14 protein-coding genes are annotated in these 24,290 nt (G+C 38.4%); all 14 read left to right on the top strand.

Going from position 1 to position 24,290, the window contains the following annotated elements:
* Positions 1-235 precede the first annotated feature (235 nt).
* The 14 genes from K348_RS0103080 (at position 236) to K348_RS0103015 (ending at position 24,267) form a co-directional block, all read left to right on the top strand.
* Positions 236-2,569: a beta-galactosidase gene (locus K348_RS0103080; protein ID WP_029902800.1), complete on the top strand. Its 2,334-nt coding sequence runs from the start codon at positions 236-238 to the stop codon at positions 2,567-2,569.
* A gap of 346 nt (positions 2,570-2,915) precedes the next feature.
* Positions 2,916-3,470 (top strand): sugar O-acetyltransferase, encoded by a 555-nt coding sequence (locus tag K348_RS0103075; RefSeq protein ID WP_029902798.1) that lies wholly within the window; start codon positions 2,916-2,918, stop codon positions 3,468-3,470.
* 25 nt (positions 3,471-3,495) lie between these two features.
* Entirely contained in the window at positions 3,496-5,484 is a 1,989-nt protein-coding gene (locus K348_RS0103070) for an alpha-L-arabinofuranosidase C-terminal domain-containing protein (protein ID WP_029902796.1), read from the top strand.
* Positions 5,485-5,552: 68 nt separating this feature from the next.
* Positions 5,553-7,913: a glycoside hydrolase family 127 protein gene (locus K348_RS0103065; protein ID WP_029902794.1), complete on the top strand. Its 2,361-nt coding sequence runs from the start codon at positions 5,553-5,555 to the stop codon at positions 7,911-7,913.
* 118 nt (positions 7,914-8,031) lie between these two features.
* Positions 8,032-8,724 (top strand): NUDIX domain-containing protein, encoded by a 693-nt coding sequence (locus K348_RS0103060; RefSeq protein ID WP_029902791.1) that lies wholly within the window; start codon positions 8,032-8,034, stop codon positions 8,722-8,724.
* 197 nt (positions 8,725-8,921) lie between these two features.
* The gene (locus K348_RS0103055; protein ID WP_029902789.1) at positions 8,922-9,605 is read left to right on the top strand and encodes an L-ribulose-5-phosphate 4-epimerase; all 684 of its coding nucleotides are present in this window, start codon (positions 8,922-8,924) and stop codon (positions 9,603-9,605) included.
* 86 nt (positions 9,606-9,691) lie between these two features.
* Positions 9,692-11,194 (top strand): L-arabinose isomerase, encoded by a 1,503-nt coding sequence (gene araA / locus K348_RS0103050; protein WP_029902787.1) that lies wholly within the window; start codon positions 9,692-9,694, stop codon positions 11,192-11,194.
* A gap of 74 nt (positions 11,195-11,268) precedes the next feature.
* Entirely contained in the window at positions 11,269-12,945 is a 1,677-nt protein-coding gene (locus tag K348_RS0103045; RefSeq protein WP_029902785.1) for a ribulokinase, read from the top strand.
* 14 nt (positions 12,946-12,959) lie between these two features.
* Positions 12,960-14,705, top strand: a complete 1,746-nt coding sequence (locus K348_RS0103040) for a sodium:solute symporter (RefSeq protein ID WP_029902783.1) — start codon at positions 12,960-12,962, stop codon at positions 14,703-14,705.
* A gap of 284 nt (positions 14,706-14,989) precedes the next feature.
* Entirely contained in the window at positions 14,990-18,103 is a 3,114-nt protein-coding gene (locus K348_RS0103035) for a TonB-dependent receptor (RefSeq protein WP_029902781.1), read from the top strand.
* Between the two features lie 20 nt (positions 18,104-18,123).
* A complete protein-coding gene (locus tag K348_RS0103030; RefSeq protein ID WP_029902779.1) occupies positions 18,124-19,962 on the top strand; it encodes a RagB/SusD family nutrient uptake outer membrane protein in 1,839 nt (612 codons plus the stop codon).
* A gap of 10 nt (positions 19,963-19,972) precedes the next feature.
* Positions 19,973-20,644: a DUF3823 domain-containing protein gene (locus tag K348_RS0103025; RefSeq protein ID WP_029902777.1), complete on the top strand. Its 672-nt coding sequence runs from the start codon at positions 19,973-19,975 to the stop codon at positions 20,642-20,644.
* 73 nt (positions 20,645-20,717) lie between these two features.
* A complete protein-coding gene (locus tag K348_RS0103020) occupies positions 20,718-22,262 on the top strand; it encodes an alpha-N-arabinofuranosidase (RefSeq protein ID WP_029902775.1) in 1,545 nt (514 codons plus the stop codon).
* A gap of 58 nt (positions 22,263-22,320) precedes the next feature.
* Positions 22,321-24,267: a glycoside hydrolase family 97 protein gene (locus tag K348_RS0103015; RefSeq protein WP_029902773.1), complete on the top strand. Its 1,947-nt coding sequence runs from the start codon at positions 22,321-22,323 to the stop codon at positions 24,265-24,267.
* Positions 24,268-24,290: the final 23 nt, after the last annotated feature.

Genomic DNA, 24,290 nt, shown 5'->3' with positions numbered 1-24,290 from the left:
TTTAAAAATAAAATCTTGGATATGGTTTGTAGATCAAAGGTTCGCTTGGAAATGTATCATCTTATCGATTTATATATATGGTTTTGTTTGTTAGCTGTTTATGTGCTTAATGGAATATGTCGGTTATTTTTATTTTAACAATATTGCTTAATTTAACACTATAATATGATTAATTTATCATCGACAACGTTTAATAACCCTTAATATATTTGAAGCTAAATATAAACATATATCTATGAAAAAACTTATACTAATATTAAGTATTATTTCAATTACATTTAATAATTGCACCACAAACAAAGGCAATTTTGAAATCGGTGATAAAACTTTCTTGCTAAACGGAGAGCCTTTTGTTGTCAAAGCAGCTGAGCTTCATTATCCACGCATTCCCAAAGAATACTGGGAACACCGTATACAAGCGTCCAAAGCTCTTGGTATGAACACTATTTGCCTGTATGTCTTTTGGAACTATCACGAACCGGAAGAGGGAAAATATGATTTCTCAGGACAAAAAGATATAGCAGCCTTCTGTAAACTGGTGCAAAAATACGATATGTACGTTATTGTTCGTCCCGGACCATATGTGTGTGCCGAGTGGGAAATGGGAGGCTTGCCTTGGTGGTTGCTGAAGAAAAAAGATATAAAACTTCGTGAGCGAGATCCATATTTCATGGAACGGACTAAATTGTTTATGAACGAAGTCGCGAAGCAATTGTCAGATTTGCAGATAACCAAAGGTGGCAATATCATCATGGTTCAGGTAGAAAATGAATATGGATCATTCGGTACAGATAAACCCTATATTGCTGAAATACGTGATATAGTCAAAGACGCTGGATTTACGGATGTTCCGTTGTTTCAATGTGACTGGAATTCTAACTTTGAAAACAATGCCCTTGAAGATCTTGTCTGGACAGTCAACTTTGGCACAGGAGCCAATATAGATGACCAGTTCCGTCGTTTACAGGAGCTTCGTCCCAATACTCCGCTTATGTGTAGTGAATTCTGGTCGGGTTGGTTCGATCATTGGGGTGCCAAACATGAAACACGCAGTGCTGAAGCTTTAGTGAATGGAATGAAGGAAATGCTGGATCGCAATATTTCATTCAGCCTGTATATGACACACGGAGGAACTAGTTTTGGACATTGGGGAGGTGCAAACTTTCCTAATTTTTCACCGACCTGTACATCGTACGACTATGATGCACCAATAGGAGAATCGGGGAATATTACTCCAAAATATTACGAAGTGCGTAATTTGTTGAAAAATTATTTGCCGGAAGGACAAACATTATCTGAAATACCGGATTCTATCCCTACAATATCGATACCTGCATTTACACTAACCGAAATGGCCTCATTATTTGAAAATCTCCCCGATGCCATTGAAAGTGAAACAATCAAATCCATGGAATTTTTCGATCAGGGTTGGGGAAGTATTTTGTACCGTACAAAACTGAATGCTTCGGATGAAGAACAAACCTTAATTATAACTGAAGCTCACGACTGGGCACAAGTCTTTCTCGATGGTGAAAGAATAGCTACTCTCAGTCGCCTGAAAGGAGAAGGAACAGTAAAGCTGCCACCTGTAAAAGATGGGGCACAACTCGATATCCTTGTAGAAGCTATGGGGCGTATGAACTTCGGAAAAGGCATCTATGACTGGAAAGGAATAACCGAGAAAGTAGAAATACAGACACGAAATAAAACAACAGAACTGAAAAACTGGCAGGTCTATAACATCCCTGTCGATTATGGATTTGCTAAAAACAAGCAATATAAAAAGCAGGAAAATACAGCTAAACATCCGGCATACTACAAGGCAACATTCACGCTAGATAAAGTTGGTGACACGTTTTTCAACATGATTAATTGGAGTAAAGGTATGGTTTGGGTAAATGGTTATGCTATAGGGCGTTTTTGGGAGATTGGGCCTCAACAGACACTATACATGCCCGGATGCTGGCTGAGAAAAGGAGAGAACGAAATAATCATACTTGATATGGCTTCACCTACCAAACCGGAGACGGAAGGTCTGCGAAAACCGATACTGGATGTACAAAAAGGAAATGGAGCCTATGCGCACCGTAAGTTGGGAGAGGACCTGAATTTAACGGGAGAAACTCCAGTCTATAAAGGTTCATTTAAAAACGGCAATGGATGGCAACATATCAAATTCGGTAAGACAATCGATACGCGTTTCTTTTGTCTGGAAGCTTTAAACTCTCATGGCGGAGATAATTATGCGGCTATAGCGGAATTAGAATTATTGGATGAAGACGGCAAACCTGTGTCGCGTCAGCATTGGAAGCTGGTATATGCCGATAGCGAAGAGTTAGATGATGCAAATAATGTAGCAACTAATGTTTTCGACCTACAGGAATCGACTTTCTGGCATACTAATTATTCAAAAACTAATCCAAAACATCCACATCAGATAGTGATAGACTTAGGAGAGGATAAGAAAATTACAGGATTTTCATATTTACCGAGAGCAGAGGCGAATAAACCGGGTATGATTAAGGACTTTAGAGTTTATGTGAAAATGACTCCGTTCAAATTGAAATAACTTCTTCTAGAAGAAATTAATGAGTCTTTTATTTCATGAACGAATAAGAAATTTATTTAAAAGAAATATAATTTAAAAAGTGCGGGGAGTATTTATACCTCGCACTTTTTAATTATTCCTGTATTATTAATGTAAAATCACAAATATTATCACGAAATTTGATACCCTCTGTTTCATGCTATTTTTGTATTTAAAGTATTGGATAAATACTTGTATATTAGCATAAAAAGCTTTGTTTTTACCAACCTGTTTATGTCAATATGTTTTATAACATATTTAATAAGTGTATACATGTACACTTATTTTGTAAATTGCAAGTGTTTTTGATACACTTATTCTGATATATATGAAAACTGAAAAAGAAAAGATGATCGCGGGAGAACGCTATTGGGCTCATGGTGAAGAAATGATAAATTGCAGAACAAAGGTGAAACCGATACTCCACAAACTAAATGTAACCGAATACTATACAGATAAATTTCAGGATGTAATAAATGAGTTATGTCCTAATTCTGCAAAAGATCTGCACCTCGAACCTCCATTCTATTGTGATTATGGTGATTTGATATATGCTGAGGAGAATGTATTTATCAATTTCGGCGCAGTTATCCTTGATGGCGGCACTGTGAAGATCGGTGCAAATACATTAATGGCGCCTGGCGTTCATATTTATACAGCACGGCATCCGTTAGATATAGCAGACCGCAGGGAGTGGGAAGATAGTAAACATGTAGTTATTGGCAAAGATTGTTGGATAGGAGGCCGGGCAACTATCCTTCCGGGAGTTACTATTGGTGACAGATGCGTAATTGGTGCAGCGTCAGTTGTAACAAAGAGTATACCAGCCGATACTCTTGCAGTGGGCAATCCCGCCAGAGTAGTGAAAAAATTAAATCAATAATAAACTTCATATAAACTTTTTAGATATGAATAAAAACTGCGTAAAGCTTCTAAGCTTAATTTTTTTGATAGCAACAGGTAGCGCATATGCACAAAAGAATTATGAATTTAATTTGGATGTGAAAAAAATAGGTGCTCCTATTCAGTCTACCATGTATGGACTTTTCTTCGAAGACATAAATTTTGCAGCCGATGGAGGATTATATGCCGAGCTTATAAAAAATAGATCATTCGATTTTCCGCAAAGTCTGATGGGCTGGTATACTTTTGGTAAAGTTGAAGTGAAAAAAGATAATTCACCTTTTGACCGTAATCCTAATTATTTGGTGCTTTCCGCATCCGGGCATACACATAAACATACAGGTATAGAAAATGAAGGTTTTCGAGGAATAGGTTTTAAAAAAGACGCTACATATCGTTTTTCGGTATGGGCAAAGAAAATCAATGGAAATGAAGATCAAAAAATACGAGTTGAATTTATTAATTCTAAGAATAATATTATTGGCAGTCAGGAGCTAACTATAAATTCATCTGACTGGAAAAAATATGAAATGGTTATACCTGCAAAGGATACGGAAGAGAAAGGCCGTTTGCGGGTATTCTTCACCTCTAAAGGCTCTATAGCAATAGACCATGTTTCCCTGTTTCCAACCGATACTTATAAAGGAAGGCAAAACGGATTAAGAAAAGATTTGGCACAGGCCCTCGCTGATATTCATCCGGGAATATTCCGCTTTCCCGGAGGATGTATTGTAGAGGGTACAGATTTGGATACACGCTATGATTGGAAAAAAAGTGTAGGAGCCGTAGAAAACAGACCGATCAACGAGAATAGATGGCATTATACATTTGCACATCGATTTTACCCAGATTATTATCAAAGTTACGGATTGGGATTTTATGAATATTTTCTCTTATCCGAAGATATGGGTGCAGAACCATTGCCCGTAGTTAATTGCGGATTGGCGTGTCAGTACCAGAATGAGGGGGGACATTGCCATGTACCTGTCGGTGAAATAGATTCTTATGTACAGGATGCTCTCGACCTTATAGAATTTGCTAACGGACCTATAACCTCTACTTGGGGAAAACTCCGTGCAGATATGGGACATCCGGAATCATTCAATTTAAAGTTTATAGGTGTAGGGAACGAGCAATGGGGTAAAGAATATCCTGAGCGACTCGAACCGTTCATAAAAGCTATTCGGGCTAAATATCCGGAGATTAAAATTGTGGGTAGTTCGGGGCCTTCTGCCGATGGAAAAGAATTTGATTACTTATGGACGGAAATGAAGCGCCTTAAAGCAGATCTGGTAGATGAACATTATTATAAAGGACCGGACTGGTTTTTAGCTAATGCTGCACGTTACGATAATTATGACAGGAAAGGGCCTGCAGTATTTGCAGGAGAGTATGCCTCACACGATCATTCTACAGGAAAACAAAACAACTTCCTTTCCGCCCTTTCCGAGGCTGCATTTATGACAGGATTAGAACGCAATGCCGATATTGTGCATATGTGTACATACGCACCTTTGTTTGCTCATGTCGATGGATGGCAATGGAATCCTGATATGATATGGTTTGATAATCTTAGAATGATGAAAACGCCGAATTATTATGTACAGCAACTTTATGCTCAGAATAAAGGTACAAATGTAGTGAATCTCACTTGGATGGCTGACAAAAAAGCTGTAACGGGGCAAGATAACCTGTATGCATCTGCTGTATACGACAATACACAGAGTTGTTACATAGTAAAAGTAGTAAATACTTCGAATGAAGCGAAAGATGTAAAGATTACATTATCCGGTGCTAAAAAGAATATGGCGTTTTCTGTAGAAGATTGTATAATGATACAAAATACCGATATGAAAGCAATTAATACACTGGATACTCCATTCAATATAACTCCTCAAAAAACAACTGCAGCTATCTCTGGAAATATATTAAGTGCTAAAACTCAGCCACAATCCTTTAATGTATATAAAATAAAGTCTGATTCTACAAAGTGATTCAAAGGGGGAATCCAAGGTTTGGTTATCTGACAATATTCGGATTCCCCTATTTAAAGATGAAGTAAATGAAAATAGTTATATATATAATCTTAACGTTACTGTCTTTATCGGTTTCTGCACAGAAAAATATTAAAGCTGAATATTTCCAACTACAGGATATTCAGCTTTTAGATAGCCCGTTCAAGCAGGCGCAAGAACTAAATAGAAGATATCTTTTAGAAATGGATGCCGACAGATTACTGGCGCCTTTTATACGTGAAGCAGGATTTCCAAAGAAATCTGAGAGTTATACTAATTGGGAAAATACAGGATTAGACGGACATATTGGAGGCCATTATATTTCTGCACTTTCTTTGATGTATGCATCCACGGGAGATCAGCAAATCAAAGAGCGTCTAGACTATATGATTAGTCAGTTGAAGCAATGTCAAGATGCTAATGGAAACGGATATATTGGAGGGGTACCAGATGGAAAAGTCATTTGGGATGAGATTGCTGTTGGCAATATCCGAGCATCCGGTTTTGGGCTTAACGACCGGTGGGTACCTCTTTATAATATCCATAAAACATTTGCAGGGCTTCGTGATGCCTATCTTATTGCAGGTAATCAGACGGCAAAAGAGATGTTGATAAAAATGGCAGATTGGGCGATAAGATTAGTTGCTAATTTATCAGAAGAACAAATTCAGGATATGCTGATGAGCGAACATGGCGGATTGAATGAAACATTTGCTGATGTTACTGCCATTACGGGAGATAAAAAATATTTAAAACTTGCATACCAGTTTTCTGATCAGTCGATATTGATGCCTTTGATAAATCACGTAGACGACCTGACGGGAAAACATGCTAATACTCAAATACCAAAGGTATTGGGCTTTAAACGTATTGCTGACTTGGAAAGTAATGATACATGGTCGGAAGCCGCACGATTCTTTTGGGAAACAGTAGTTCAAAAACGCTCAATATGCATTGGAGGAAACAGTGTTCGAGAGCATTTTCATCCTGCAGACGATTTTTCGGGTATGATAAAAGAGAATGAAGGCCCTGAAACTTGTAACACATATAATATGCTTCGATTAAGCAAAATGTTTTACCAGACATCTTTAGATAAAAAATATATTGATTATTATGAAAGGGCATTATACAATCATATCCTTTCCAGTCAGCATCCCCATAACGGAGGATTAGTTTATTTCACCCAGATGCGTCCGGGACATTATCGTGTCTACTCGCAGCCTCATACAAGTATGTGGTGTTGTGTCGGTTCCGGGATTGAAAGCCATGCTAAGTATGGAGAGATGATTTATGCGCATACCGATAATCAATTATACTTAAACCTATTTATTCCATCAAGATTAAATTGGAAAAAGAAAAATATTGAATTAATACAAGAAAACTTATTTCCGGATGAAGCGAATACTAAGTTGATTATCAATCCGGAAACAGCTACAAGATTTACACTCAAGGTTCGCTATTCTTCGTGGGTAAACCAAGGCGATCTGAAAATAAAGCTGAATGGTAAAAATTATAAAGTAGATTTGCCCGTTTCGGATTATATTTCCATAGATAGAAAGTGGAAAAAAGGAGATGTCGTAGAGATTGAGATGCCAATGAAAATTTCTGTAGAGCAGCTGCCTGATAAGTCAAATTATTATTCCATATTTTACGGGCCGGTGGCATTAGCGGCTAAGGCTGGACAAGAAGATATGAGAGGATTGTTTGCCGATGATAGTCGTGGCGGTCATATTGCAAATGGCAGGCTTTTGCCACTCAAGGATATACCTGTTATTGTAAGTGAACCTAATAATATTGGTTCGCTTATAAAGCCTGTAAAGGGAAAACCGCTTACATTTACTTTATCAAGTTTATATTCCGAAAAATTTCCTAATCGAATGGAATTAATTCCGTTTTTCCGTCTTCACGAATCCCGCTATATCATTTATTGGCCGCAGGCAACTGTAGATGAAGTAGAAAAATTGCAAGCAAAAATAGAGAGGGAAGAAAAAGAACGGGAAGAGTTAGATTCGATAACATTAGATAAAGTTATTTGTGGAGAGCAGCAGCCCGAATCAGATCATTTCTTCCAATCAGAAAAGAGTCGTACAGGATTCACAGAGGATATGCACTGGCGTGATGCTGAAGGTTGGTTTAGTTATGAGATGAAAAATAACGATAAGAATGCTAAATGTCTGTATATTAAATATTTTGATATGGGGCAGTCTGCAGAATTTGATATAGTGGTAAATGAGCAGAAAATCTCTTCTGTGAAATTAGAGAACGCAGGAGATAATAAAATACTCACATCTTTCATTGAAATTCCTGAAAACTATATCCACGAAGAAAATATGACTGTCAAATTTATAGCAAAAGAGAAGAAAAGAACAGCAAAAATAACCGAAGTCAGACTTTTAACTGACAAATAAATTTTGTGAAAAGAAAAATATGGTATATTTGCATATTAATTAAAAGGGTAATAAATACACTTATCTGAATCGGACAACAGATTTAATGCCTTATTAAAAAGTAATTAGAAAAGTTTGGATGACACCATTATTTTATAGAGAACAGGAAAAGTTTTATTTATCCGTAGACTGTATAATCCTAGGATTTAAGGACGGTAAATTATATCTACTTATATCAAAACGTAAGTTTGAACCACTGCAAGGTCATGATACATTGATGGGAGGCTTCTTGCGTTCGGATGAAAGCCTGTCTGAAACAGTTTCACGTGTAGTACATGAATACACCGGTATTCAGGATGTATTTATGGAACAGGTAGGTACATATGGGGAGATAAACCGCGATGAAGGCGAGCGTGTTATTTCCATTGCCTATTATGCGTTGATCGATCTGGAACTTTTTAATGAAGAATTGTGTAAGATACATAATGCACGTTGGGAAGAACTCGATAAGGTAGGAGAACTGATCTTCGACCATAATCAAATGCTTAGTGACACAATAGAGATATTGAGAAAGAAAGCAGCGACTCAACCTTTAGGATTTAATCTTTTACCTGAGAAATTTACATTGCCTCAATTGCAATCTCTTTATGAGGCTATCTATCAAACAGAATTAGATAAACGTAATTTTAGAAAAAAAATTCTGGAAATGGACATTCTCGAAAAGCAAGAGGATAAAGACAAATCAAGTTCAAAGCGCGGAGCTTTTTACTATAAGTTCAATAAAGAAAAATACGATGAACTGTTGAAAAAAGGTTACTACTTTTCATTATAACGGTTAATATTACTGTTTTATTAAATATTTGATAGAGAGCTAATTGCTCTCTTTTTTGTTTAATTAAATACATCTTTTTTATAAATATGTTTAACAACATAAAGATAATAAGTGTATAATTCAACACTTATTATTAATATTGCAAGTGTAAACAATACACTTATTTGTTGTTGACCTTATATATAAAATAAAACATTATGTTAGAATCGTTAAAAAGAGAAGTATTTAAAGCTAACCTCGAGTTGGTAAAACAAGGACTGGTTATTTTCACTTGGGGCAACGTAAGTGCTATTGATAGAAAGAGTGGTCTAGTTATTATCAAACCTTCCGGGGTTTCGTACGATACAATGAAATCTGAAGATATGGTTGTGACTGACATGGATGGAAATATCGTGGAAGGAATACTTAAGCCATCTTCCGATACAGAAACCCACCTTATTTTATATAAGGCGTTTCCCAATATAGGGGGAATTGTACACACACATTCTACATATGCGACATCTTGGGCTCAGGCCGGTTGTGATATACCTAATATCGGGACTACTCATGCCGATTATTTCAAAGGCGCTATTCCTTGCACACGGCAGATGACTCGCGAAGAAATAGAGGGGATGTATGAGCGTGAAACGGGGAATGTTATTGTAGAACGATTCGAAGCATTAAATCCTGAGTATACTCCCGCAGTTTTGGTTAATAATCACGGTCCTTTCTCATGGGGGAAAAATGCACATGATGCCGTACACAATGCAGTAGTCTTAGAGCAGGTAGCCAGAATGGCTTCTATTTCCTTCAATATTAATCCGCAATTAAAAATGAATGAAAATCTTATAAAAAAACACTTTTTCAGAAAACACGGTCGAAATGCATATTACGGACAATGATCACAATTATCTGTGACAATTTTCCAGTATAATAATCATTGGACATTCCATAACTCTAATTTATAACACATAATTAATTTAATATCATGAATTTTAAAGATTTAGAAATTTGGTTCATCACGGGAGCGCAGTTATTATACGGCGGAGATGCTGTCGTAGCAGTAGACTCTCACTCTACACAAATGGTAAAAGGATTGAATGATTCAGGAAAATTGCCTGTAAAGATTGTTTATAAAGGTACAGTAAATTCTGCTAAAGAAGTTTCGAAGGCTTTCTCCGATGCTAATACTGATAACAAGTGTATCGGCGTTATCACTTGGATGCATACATTTTCTCCTGCAAAAATGTGGATACATGGTTTAAAGGATTACAATAAACCATTAATGCACCTGCATACCCAATTCAATAAGGAAATTCCATGGAATGAAATAGACATGGACTTCATGAATCTGAATCAATCGGCACATGGCGACCGTGAGTTCGGTCATATCGTGAGTCGTATGCGCAAGAACAGGAAAGTCGTTGTCGGACACTGGAACGACGAAGGCGTACAGGCTAAAATAGCCGGTTGGATGCGCGTTTGTGCCGGATGGGCTGATTCTCAGGATATGCTTATTATCCGTTTTGGAGATAATATGAATAACGTTGCCGTTACCGACGGAGATAAGGTAGAGGCGGAATTACGATTGGGCTATCATGTAGATAATGCACCTATTGCGACACTTGTACCATATGTAGATGCTGTAACAGATGCCGAAATAGATGCTGTAATTGCCGAATATGAAAAGATATATGACTTTGCAGATGATTGTAAAAAAGGGGCAGAAAAACATCAGTTTGTGCGTGATGCAGCGGCTCAGGAAATAGGACTGCGCCGATTCTTGCAAGAAAAAGGGGCTAAAGGTTTCACTACCAGTTTCAACGAACTGGAAGGAATGAAACAACTGATGGGATTTGCATCTCAACGCCTGATGGCAGAAGGTTACGGATTTGGAGCCGAAGGTGACTGGAAATCGGCGGCTCTTGTTCGTACTATGTGGGTTATGGGGCAAGGTTTGCCGGGCGGACAATCATTTCTGGAAGATTATACACTAAACTTCGATGGCGAAAATAGTACTATCCTGCAATCACATATGCTGGAAATAAATCCTGATATCACAGGCACAAAACCTCGTATAGAAGTGCATTTTCTTGGTATAGGCGATGCCCGTATATGTGCCCGCCTGGTATTTCAGGCGCATAAAGGTGAAGGTGTAGCCGCTACAATTGTAGATATGGGTAACCGTTTCCGTATGATTGTAAATGAGGTGAAAGTGGTGGAACCAAAACCGCTTCCTAAACTGCCTGTTGCCTGCGCATTGTGGAAACCGATGCCTGATCTTGAAATAGGGGCAGGAGCATGGATTTTAGCAGGTGGTACACATCACTCAAGCTTTTCATATTCTGTTACTACCGAAATGCTTGAAGATTATGCAGACATTGCAGGTATAGAACTGGTTACTATAGACGAAGATACTACTATTAATAACTTTAAATTTGAACTTAAGGTTAATGAAGTATACTACTTACTCAATAAATCGTTAAATTAAGGTTCTCGGGTATTGGAAATAGCGATTATTTCCAGTACCCCTTTTTATTTACTGATATAACACTGATAATACTTATGAAATATACAATCGGCATCGATTACGGTTCGGATTCTTGCCGTGCGATAATCATCGATTCACGCACCGGAAAGGAAATCGCTTCATCGGTAAAATATTATAAGCGCTGGATGCAGGGTAAGTACTGTGATCCAAACAGTAATCAATACAGGCAACATCCTCTCGATTATATTGAAGCTTTAGAGGAATCAGTAAAAGAAGCTTTAAGTAAATCTCCGGCAGGTACTGCAGAGTCTATTGTCGGTATATCATTTGATACAACAGGCTCAACACCAGCCCTTATCGATAAAGATGGACAAGTATTGGCCTTACGTCCTGAGTTTGCAGAAAATCCGAATGCAATGTTTATCCTATGGAAAGATCACACTGCAATAAAAGAAGCAGCGCGGATCAATGAGGTTGCTAAAAGATGGCCTATCGATTATACGGCATACGAAGGTGGCATTTATTCCAGCGAATGGGTATGGGCTAAAATGGCGCATGTCTTAAAAGAAGATAAATCTATTGTAGGCGAGGCATATAGCTGGATCGAGCATTGCGACTGGATGCCTGCTTTAATAACAGGCAGGACCAAGCCTACCGAAATTGTCCGCAGCCGTTGTGCTGCAGGGCATAAAGCAATGTGGCTAAAAGAATGGGATGGACTTCCTACCGAAGAATTTCTTATGGAAATAGCGCCGGAGCTAAAGGGCTTCAGGGATCACCTTTTTCATGAGACATACACCAGCGATGTAAAAGTAGGTAATCTAACTAAAGAATGGGCTGACAGATTAGGCCTTTCTACAAATGTTGCCGTAGGTGTCGGAGCATTCGATTGCCATATGGGTGCAGTCGGTGCAGAAATAGCTCCTAAAACATTTGTACGTGTGATAGGTACTTCTACCTGCGATATAATGATTGCTTCATACGACGATATGCACGGGAAGCTTATTCCGGGTATATGCGGACAGGTAGACGGCTCAGTTGTTTCAAATATGATCGGATTAGAAGCCGGACAATCCGGATTCGGGGATATTTATGCGTGGTTCAAAAATGTATTGGCCTGGCCATTCGAAAATATATTAAAAGAATCTTCTATAGTAGATCAGGTAACAAAAGAAAAGCTGATAGAAGAATCGTTAGATAACATGATTCCCGCTCTTTCAGAAGCTGCATCTAAAATACCTACAACGGAAAGTTCTGCTTTAGCTATAGACTGGATGAACGGCCGTCGTACTCCTGATGCAAATCAATTGGTAAAAGGCACTATCACTGGTTTGAATTTAGCCAGTTCGGCTCCTCTTATTTTTAAAGCCCTGGTAGAAGCTACAGCTTTTGGTTCGAAGGCTATTGTCGATCGTTTCTTGGAAAATGGAATAGAAATTGAAAGTGTAATAGGTATCGGAGGAATATCTTTAAAATCTCCTTTAGTAATGCAGACTCTTGCAGATGTCTTGGGTATGCCCATCAAAGTGGCTAAATCAGAACAGGCATGTGCATTTGGTGCAGCTATGTTTGCCTCTGTTGCTGCGGGTGTGCATCCTGATATTGATACAGCGCAAAAAGCCATGGGGCAGGGATTTGCTCATGAATACATACCGGATATGGAAAAGCATCAGGTATATATGAAATTGTATACTAAATATCAGAAGTTGGGACAGTTTACAGAAACAGAATTATTCTCGCAAACTAACTAATATTAACACATACTATGAATTGGAACTCACATGAATTTATTTGGCTCGACTGGCTGATTCTGGCCATAGGTATATTAGCAGTCACATGGGCTGTATGGCGGTCGATACAAAAAGATAAACGTTTACAACAGGGTGCCGATAGTGAAGATTATCTCTTCGGTAAAGGTGAACCTTGGTATATCATTGGTGCTGCAATATTTGCTGCAAATATCGGCTCGGAACATCTTGTGGGACTTGCCGGAACGGGCGCAAAAGCAGGTGTGGGTATGGCTCACTGGGAAATGCAAGGCTGGATGATTCTTATTCTGGGATGGCTCTTTGTTCCTTTCTATCAACTGATGAATAATAAGATGGGCAAGATTATAACGATGCCTGATTTCCTTAAGTATCGATATACACCCGCTACAGGTTCATGGTTGTCTATTATTACTTTGGTTGCATACGTATTAACTAAAGTGAGCGTCACGGCGTTTACAGGAGGTATTTTCATGCAAAGCCTTCTCGGACTGCCTTTCTGGTACGGTGCAATAGGACTGATAGTTTTGACGGGTATTTTTACGGTTTTAGGAGGAATGAAAGGGGTAATGACACTCTCGGCAATTCAGACCCCTATACTTATCATTGGTTCTTTCCTTGTACTTTTTCTGGGATTATCAGCACTTGGCGGCGGTAGTATAGCCGAAGGTTGGACTGCAATGATTGACTATTCCAAAACGCTTAATGTAGGAGCAGATGGTGTAGCATACGGAACTAACCACATGTTCCATTTCAATACGGGTGACCCGCTCTATGATGATTATCCCGGTTTCTGGGTGTTTATCGGAGCGTCGATTATCGGCTTTTGGTATTGGTGTACAGACCAGCATATCGTTCAGCGTGTGCTTGGCCAACGTAAAGGAGAATCTAATGAAGTAGTAATGAAACGCGCACGCAGAGGTACTATTGCAGCTGGTTATTTCAAATTGTTGCCTGTATTTATGTTTCTCATACCGGGTATGGTAGCGGCAGCATTGGCCGCTCGTCCTGACAGCGGATTCACGCTGGATGATCCTGATACTGCTTTTGGCTCGATGGTCAAGTTTGTGTTGCCGGCAGGTGTTAAGGGAATTGTTACCATTGGCTTTATTTCTGCACTGGTGGCGTCTTTGGCGGCGTTTTTTAACTCTTGTGCAACTCTGTTTACAGAAGATTTTTACAAGCCTAAGTATAAAAACAAGAGCGAATCTACATATGTCCTGGTAGGTAGAGTAGCAACTATTGTTGTTGTGGTCCTTGGTATCGTATGGATACCTGTTATGATGAGTCTTGGTAGCCTTTATGACTATCTGCAAGGAATCCAATCACTCCTTGCTCCTGCAATGGTAGCGGTATTTGCACTTGGTATATTTTCCAAAAAGATTACTCCAAAGGCAGGTGAAATAGGAATGATTACGGGCTTTATTATAGGTATGGTGCGTTTATTAACGAACATCTTTACAAATACCGGTAAAGATGTAATGACCGGCTGGTACTGGGAATACACCACTTGGTTCTGGCAAACCAACTGGCTTATCTTTGAGATATGGCTGCTTGTCTTCATTATGCTATTGATGGTAATCGTATCATTTTTTACGGCGAAGCCAACAACTAAGCAGATAGAGGCTATCACTTTCACAGATGACTATAAAAAACTTATTGGAAAGAGCTGGAATAAGTGGGATGTTATTGCATCGCTCGGTGTCATTGCTCTTTGTGCTGCATTCTATTGGTATTTCTGGTAAAGAACATGATAAAGAAGATAATACTCTGGAATTGAAATCTTAACTAGAGGACTAAATAAGACTCATCATTCGGTGATTCCTTGCTTGTCCTAGGCTCATTTTGGCTTATTCTATAATTTATATCCAAAGACATTTAGCGTGTTTTTGTCTGGGCACTATTGCTATGGCAATAACTGACAAAAACGAACATATATGTTAAACTTAATTATTTAATCATGAAAAGTAAATTACGGTTGAAAGAGAAAGAGGGTATTAGAAAAAAGATTCCCTACAAATTCTTTTTAATGATGTCTTTTTTCATTGTATGTCATGGGGCTATATACGCCCAAAACAAAGTTGTAACAGGTAAGATTATTGATGAAATATCGAATGAACCTCTTATAGGAGTTACTATTAAAGAACAAAGCTCACCTACAAATGGAACCATTACAAATATAGATGGAGAATTCTCAATAACAGTACAAGATAATTCTACACTGGAGATTTCTTATATGGGCTATGTACCTCAGAAAATTTCAGTAGCAGGAAAATCCAGATTAGAAATTTTATTAAAAGAAGATAGTAAAATTCTGGATGAAATAGTTGTTGTCGGGTATGGAACACAATCGAGACGAAATATGACGGGTGCTGTCAGTGATATCAAGTCTGATGATATTACCCGGACAGCATCCACTACGATGTCCGGGGCTTTAGCCGGGAAATTACCGGGGATCTCTGTGCGTTCAAAAAATGCCCGTCCGGGCTATGGCGCTCAATTAGAAGTTCGTAATATGGGTAATCCTCTGATTATTATTGATGGTATCCCGTATGGAGGTGCAGAGGGGCGAAATTGGGTTGGAGCAGCAGAAGTCGGTGGTCTTGATGCATTTAATGCCCTGAATCCGGAAGATATTGAAAGTATTACGATCTTAAAGGATGCTTCTGCAGCTATTTACGGATTACGTGCTTCGAATGGGGTGGTTCTTGTTACTACCAAAAAGGGTAATGAAGGAAAACCGACTATAAATATCAATGGTTATATTGGTTGGCAAAATTTGACTAGATTCCCTAAATTAGCAAATGCTGCACAATATACCAGAGGACTTGTAGAAGCGGCCCAAAACCAAGGAGCAGATCCCTCTTTAGTCTATACTAAGGAAGAACTTGCCAAGTGGCAGGCTGGAACTGAACCGGGATACAAGAGCTATGATTATTATGATATAGTGATGAGGAAGAACATTCCGCAACATCACCTTAATGCAAACGTAAGTGGAGGAACAAAAAACTCCAATTATTATCTTTCCGTTTCAAATACACGCCAGGAGGCCTTGATGAAAGATTTCAATTATGACAGAACCAACATTCAGGTTAATCTGGAGTCGAATATTATAGGTGGATTAACTGTAGGAGCGCAAATTAGCGGGAGGCAGGAAAAAACCGAAGACGTAGGGCTTCCGGGTGGTGATGGTTATTTTTCTGCTATTTTGGGTATGTTCAAGATGGTTCCAACAGTGGGCCCATATGCTAATGATAATCCGGAATATATCAATAATACCAGGGAGATAGCTTATAACCCTGCATTATTCAGCAGAGATATTGCAGGTTATAAAGACAACCTAAACCGTAATGCGAATATCAATTTGTATGCACAATATAAATTCAAGTTCGGACTTAACGTGAAAGGAACTGTCTCTTATAATTATACCAATGGTAAGTTTGATGGATTCCAATATACATATGATGCTTATACATATGATAAAACGACGGATACCTACAATAAAACAGGGGGGCTAACCTCTCGCTGGAGGCTTCAGGAAGAAAGAGAAGTTGTCTCTAAATACGGACAATTCCAGATAGATTATGCCAAGCAACTAGGTGATCATTATTTCTCTGTTCTGGGAGCTTACGAAAGGTCAAACTACAACAAAGATCATCTGTGGCTGGGCACAATTCCTACCAATGACTACCTTCCGCTTTTGCAATACAATGATATGAGTGGTATGGGTGATGGCTGGAATTATGAAGCCAGAGTAGGATATATCGGAAAAATCAATTATAACTATAAAGGGAAATATCTTGTGGAATTACTCGGTCGCTATGATGGTTCCTATCTTTATGCCAAAGGTAATCGTTTTGGATTCTTCCCCGGAGTTTCAGTCGGATGGCGTATCTCTGACGAGAATTTCTTCAAACCACTTAAAACCGTAGTCAGCGATTTGAAACTAAGAGCGTCTATGGGCGAAACCGGCGTGGAACAAGGAGTAGGGATGTTTGATTATTTAGGCGGCTATACATGGAATCAGGGTGGAGCCGTACTTGATGGAGAGTATGTTACGGGAATGAAACCCCGCGGCTTACCGATAACCAATCTGTCATGGGTGACAAACAGGAACACTAACTTTGGTATCGACGCATTCTTCTTTAACGAAAAGTTGAAGTTGACGGCTGATATGTTCCGTATAACCAGATCGGGAGTGCCGGCTCAGCGTTATGATGTTCTTTTGCCAAGTGAAGTAGGGTATAGTCTTCCTAATGAAAATCTTAATAAGAATGGATACCGCGGTTTTGAAGGTATGATCTCGTATACCGATAAGGTGAATGATCTTAATTATACCGTAAGCGGGAACTTTACTTATTCACGTTATAGAAGTATAGAAACATATAAACCACGTTTCGGTAATGCATGGGATGAATACCGGAATTCTGCCGAAGACCGTTGGGGAGGTATCTGGTGGGGATACCAGGTTATTGGACGCTTCCAGTCAGAAGATGAAATACGCAATCATCCAATAAATAATGACGGAGAAAATAACAGGACACAGCTACCGGGAGACTTTATCTATAAAGATGTAAACGGAGACGGAATAATAAATGATATGGATATGCGCCCTATTGGCTATTCGGAAGGATGGGCGCCAGTTATGTCGTTCGGTGGGCATATCGGACTAGAATGGAAAGGGATAGATCTTGCTGTAGATTTTGCCGGCGGGGCTATGCAGTCTTGGTTTCAGGATTATGAATTAAGGAATCCGTTTCATGCGGGAGGTAATTCACCTGCTTATTTGTTGGAAGACAGATGGCATCGTGCAGACCCTTATGATATTAATAGCGAGTGGATTTCGGGTTATTATCCGGCTATTCGTAATGGCAATACAAAGCCAAATGACAGAAATAGCGATTTCTGGTTAAAAAATGTCCATTACCTGAGAATAAAGAATCTGGAAGTAGGTTACAATCTTCCTGTATCTATAAGAAATGCGATTCATGCTCAGAAAGTACGTGTCTATATGAATGTATCTAATTTACTTTCATTCGATAATGTCCGCAAACTCGAAATAGACCCGGAAATTGAAGCTAGGGCAGCGGTGGTTTATCCTCAACAGCGAACTATTTTGCTTGGTTTTAATATTACATTCTAATAAACTATATATCTGAAAATATGAAAAATAAAATATTTCTTTTAATACTCATCACCTGTAGTCTTATAGGTTGTAATGATAATAAGTGGTTAGAAGAGGATCCGAAAGAAATCATTACAGATGAACAAACGTGGAATGACCCTAAACTTATAACATCTCTATTGGCCAATTATTATGACAGGCTCCCTTCTTTACACGGAGTTTTCAATACGGGAGGAATGAGCGAGATAGATGATGCTATGTGGTCGGGACACTGGGATCAGAATGGAAGGAATGACTTTAACTACGCCAATGATTATGGCCGGTTCTGGGATTATAGTCTTATCCGTGATATAAATCTGGCACTGGAAAATATAGATCAATACAGCGTGAGTTTATCGGATGAACAGAAAAATCTTTTCAGGGGGGAACTCAGGTTCATGCGTGCTTTTGTCTATTTCGAAATGGTAAAACGTATGGGTGGGGTACCGATTGTTACAAAACAATTGATATACTCAGGTGGAGGAGATCCTACACCATTACAGACGCCACGTTCTAAAGAGCATGAAGTATATGACTTTATCTATGAAGAACTGGAAGCGATAAAGAACGATCTGAAAGACAATAATGAGAGTCAGACCCGTGCTAATTACTATATAGCCCTTGCACTTGAAAGCCGTGCTATGCTATATGCCGCTTCGATAGCCAAATATAATAACCTGATGTCTTCTCCTATTACATTGCCGGGTGAAGAAGTTGGTATTCCTGCGGCAAAAGCGAATGATTATTATACAAAATCCTTGAATGCTTCAAAAGAAATCATAACAAGCAACAAATACGAACTTTATAATAAGAATGCAGATAAGGGAGAGAATTTTTATGAAATGTTAAACAAGAAAACAGACGAAGTAATTTTTGCTAAAGATTTTAAAACAGGAATTAAAACGCATCGTTTTGCCTACGACAATATTGTAAAAAGCCTTACCGATGATAACGAATCTTCTTCTTCATTAAGTCCTTCATTAAGTCTGGTCGAATCTTTCGACTATCTGGATGGTAGCAAAGGCACTTTGAAGTATAAGGATGCTAATGGAGATTATATTACCTATCCAAATATATCCGATATTTTCGCCAATAAAGATGCCCGTTTGTATGGAACGGTTGTATATGCCGGAACAACATTCAGAGGTACTCCCGTGAATATACAGGCAGGAGTTGCCGAATGGAATGGAACTCAATATGTATTGACTACAGGGGCAAATCTGGGAGATCAGTATAGCGATGGAGGTCTATGGACAGGATTTGACGGACCAAAAGACAATGCACAGGATGTGAGCAATACTGGATTCTATATGCGCAAGTTCGTTAGCGATGCAGCAGCGGCAAGTTCGCGGGGAACATCTGCAGAAAACTGGTGGCCTTGGTTCCGGTTGGGAGAAATCTATCTGAATGCGGCAGAAGCTGCTTTCGAATTGAACGATGCCAGTGCATTGGGATATATAAACACAATTCGTGAAATACATGGAGGCTTTCCGGCAAATAGTCTTTCGGCATCAACTTTAACTATAGATAAAATTCGCAATGAACGTCGTGTCGAATTAGCATTTGAGGATCATCGCTATTTTGACCTGAAGCGTTGGAGAATTGCTCATATTGTATGGGATGGAACGGAAACAAATACCGACGCAGTAGTTTATGGCCTGTATCCGTATCGGATTGTAAGGCCGGGTAATGCGGATGATGGCAAATTCCTATACGAAAAAACACATCCTACACGTTTTAAGAGACCAAGATTCTTCCGAATGGCGAATTATTATTCATCTATTGCAGATGATGTGCTTAATAATAATCCTAAATTAGTTAAAAATCCATTCCATTAATTTTATGATGATGAAAAATATATTATATATAATACCGATTTGCATATTCTTGCTGTCAGCATGTGAATATGATAATTATGACGAGCCGAATGCAACTTTGAAAGGGAGTGTCGTTTATAACGGAAAATCAGTTGGTATCCGTACCGATGGCCCTCAATTGGAATTGTGGCAGGACGGTTTTGCTCTGAAAAAGAGCATACCTGTCTATATTGCTCAGGATGGAACTTTTTCAGTATCTTTATTCAACGGGCAGTATAAACTGGTGCGAAAAGCAGATGGCCCTTGGTTACCTCAACTGAATGATACTATCATTGTGGATGTTAAGGGAAATACAGTATTTGATGTTCCTGTAACTCCATATTTCGTTGCTAAAGATGAAAGTTATCAGAAGGTAGGTGAGACAATCAGTGTGAAATTCACGGTAGATAAAGTAGTTTCTACAGCAGATCTTTCATCCGTTAATATATATTTCGGCAAAGGAATACTTACAGACCATAACAGGAATGAAGGAATTGTGAATGTACCGATCGGAAATGTTACTGTTGGTCAGGAAATAACAGTTTCTGCCGCAATTCCTGCGGGCTTGAAAAATGAAAATTTTGTATTTATGCGAATTGGAGTTTTGGCAAATGTATCATCAGAATATTATTATACTCAAAGCCAGAAAATAAATCTGAAGTAGTATATTGAGCCTGTTTAAATAAAATTTAAGCAGGCTCTTTATAACTTTAATTTTCACTTATAAGATACAGACTATGAAAAAATCTTCTCTGATTATAGTAATATTTAGTATTCTGAATGTATCGCTATACGCTCAGGAGAACACGGGTAAAGTAACGATATATACAGATCGTTCTGGAAATAAGATCAGTAAACATATTTATGGGCATTTTGCCGAGCATTTGGGAACATGTATATATGGTGGATTATGGGTAGGAGAAAATTCCTCTATTCCCAATGAAAAAGGTTATCGTAAAGATGTGCTGAATGCTCTTAAACGATTAGACATTCCCAATCTTCGGTGGCCGGGAGGCTGTTTTGCCGATGAATATCATTGGATGGATGGGGTAGGACCTAAAGAGGATCGGCCCAAAATGGTAAATAATAATTGGGGAGGTACAATTGAAGATAATAGTTTCGGTACACATGAATTTTTGAATCTTTGTGAAATCCTCGGTTGTGAACCTTATATCAGTGGAAATGTAGGTAGCGGATCAGTAGAAGAAATGGCAAAATGGGTGGAATATATGACCTCGGATGGAGATAGTCCTATGGCAAATCTTCGTCGTAAAAACGGAAGAGAAAAAGCATGGAAAGTCAAGTACTTCGGGGTCGGGAATGAAAGTTGGGGCTGCGGCGGTAATATGCGCCCTGAGTATTATTCCGACTTGTATCGTCGTTATGCTACTTATTGCCGTAATTATGATAATAACCAGCTATTTAAGATAGCTAGTGGAGCATCTGATTATGATTATAACTGGACCGAAGTATTAATGAAAAATATTGGCGGACAGATGAATGGACTATCTGTTCATTACTATACCGTCAAAGAATGGGGAGACGGTAAGAAAGGGTCTGCAACACAGTTCTCGGATAATGATTATTATTGGACTATGGGTAAAGCATTGGAAATAGAGGAAGTTCTTCAGAAGCATATGTCTATCATGGACAAATATGATCAGGATAAAAGAATCGGACTCATGGTCGATGAGTGGGGAACATGGTTTAATGAAGAACCCGGAACAATAAAAGGTCATCTCTATCAGCAAAATACAATGCGTGACGCTTTTGTTGCTGCTCTTACACTCAATGTCTTCCATAAATATCCCAATAGAATTCAGATGGCAAATATTGCACAAATAGCTAATGTATTACAATCGATGGTACTTACTAAAGATGATAAAATGGCTTTGACTCCGACATATCACATATTTGAGATGTATAAGGTATTTCAGGATGCAGTTTATTTACCTATTGATATTGTAACAGACCGTAAAGAGATCAGAGGTCGTCAGATAGATATGGTGAATATTTCTGCAGCAAAGAAAAATGATATAGTTTATATTGCACTGGCGAATATCGATTTAGAAAATGGTCGGAATATTCAACTAAATATACCTCAAACAAAAATAAATAAAGTAGATGGACGTATTCTTACATCTGGAAAAATTACGGATCATAATACATTCGAAAATCCGGATTTAATAAATCCGCAGGCTTTCAATGATGCTAAAATAACAAATGGAAAACTAAAAATAAAATTGCCGGCTAAGTCTATTGTTGTTTTGGAGATAAAATGAGCTTATAGAGTTGATGTCGCATGACAATTGTCCGTATAACCTTACAAATATCAGAAAAATGAATAAGTATTTTCTTTATATCAGCTTTTTTCTCCTGCTATCTTTATCCTCGTATGCTGAAAATATTGAGGTAGCTAGTCCCGATAAGAATCTGAAAGTAAAAGTCAACCTAAATTCGTCAGGAACGATCAATTATAATGTTTCATATAAGGGGAATCAGATATTGGAAGATTCTCCTCTTGGTATGATCACTAATGTAAGCGATTTCAGTAGAAATCTGATACTAATTGATAAAAAGGAATCCACTATTAATAAAACCTATAGTGAGAACCGGATAAAAAGAAGCAATATCAACTATCAGGCGAATGAATTAGTATGTACTTACGAGACATCCGATAAGGAAAGGATAAGTATAATATTTCGAGTGAGTAATAATGACATTGCCTTCAAATATATCTTGGCTCAGAATGGAGAAACTGCAAGATGTATAATTGAGAAGGAATTATCCGGATTTAAATTCCCTATATTCACCACCACATTTCTTACTCCTCAGGCTACTCCTATGATAGGATGGATGAAAACAAAGCCCAGTTACGAAGAAGAATATATTCCCGATGAGCCGATAGGTACTCCTTCCAAATATGGTGTAGGATATACTTTTCCGGGACTATTCCATGTAGGAGACAACGGATGGGTATTAATCTCGGAAACAGGAGTAAGCAGCCTTTACTGTGGTTCGAAACTAAGTGAAGGCACAAAGGACGGTTTATATACAATTGCATTTCCCGAAAAGGGGGAAAATAACGGAATAGGCAGTGCTAAGCCTTCAATATCATTACCCGGAGAAACTCCATGGCGTACAATTACTGTAGGAGATAATCTTAAACCAATTGTGGAGACTACAATCCCTTTCGATGCTGTTGAACCGCTTTATAAACCTTCACGCGAATATAAATTTGGCCGTTCGACATGGAGTTGGCTCGAATGGCAGGATGGAAGTATCAATTACGAAGATCAAAAAACGTTTATCGATTTGTCGGCTACTTTAGGGTATGAATTTGTATTAGTAGATAATTGGTGGGATACACATATAGGGCGCGATAAGATAGAAAAACTTGCAAAATATGCAAGCTCGAAAAATGTAGGGCTATGTTTATGGTATAATTCAAACGGATATTGGAGTGATGCACCGCAAGGTCCTAAAAATTGTATGAACACATCCATTGCCCGAAAAAAAGAAATGGCTTGGATGAAGAGTATCGGTATTAAAGGAATTAAGGTCGACTTTTTCGGTGGGGATAAGCAGGAGACAATGAAGCTGTATGAAGATATATTGTCCGATGCAAATGATTTCGGACTTGTAGTCATATTCCACGGTTGCACCTTACCTCGGGGCTGGGAACGTATGTATCCAAACTTTGTGGGTAGTGAAGCTGTCTTGGCTTCCGAAAACCTGATTTTCACTCAACATGCCAATGATACTGAAGCTTACAATGCTTGTTTGCATCCTTTTATCCGCAACAGTGTAGCCTCTATGGATTTCGGTCCCGTATTATTGAATAAAGAACATAACAAAGAAAATAAGGGTGGCAAAATACGTAAAACCACTGAAACATTTCAACTTGCGACTGCCGTTCTATTCCAGACACCTGTCCAGAATTTCGGGATAACACCCAATAATCTGACAGAATATCCCGCATTTGTAATTGATTTCATGAAAAATGTACCTACCACATGGGATGAGACAGTCTTTATAGACGGTTATCCGGGTAAATATGTTGTTTTAGCTCGCCGCCATGCCGATAAGTGGTATGTGGTAGGGGTAAACGCTGAAAAGACAGTGAAAAAAGTTGAAGTAAATTTGCCTATGCTATCCGGTTCTAAACTTTCTTTCTATTCGGATAAATCAGACAGAAGTCCTAAAATGGAAAAAATAGAACTCAATAAAAATGGGAAAATGACATTGAATATTCAACCTGATGGGGGAATTATTATAACTAATTAATAGATGAAAAATAAAATAGCTTT

The sequence above is a fragment of the Prevotella sp. 10(H) genome (assembly GCF_000711235.1).
Lineage (GTDB): Bacteria > Bacteroidota > Bacteroidia > Bacteroidales > Dysgonomonadaceae > Dysgonomonas.
Note: the sequence above shows the minus strand (reverse complement) of the source record. Positions and strands in the feature narration are given on the sequence as shown.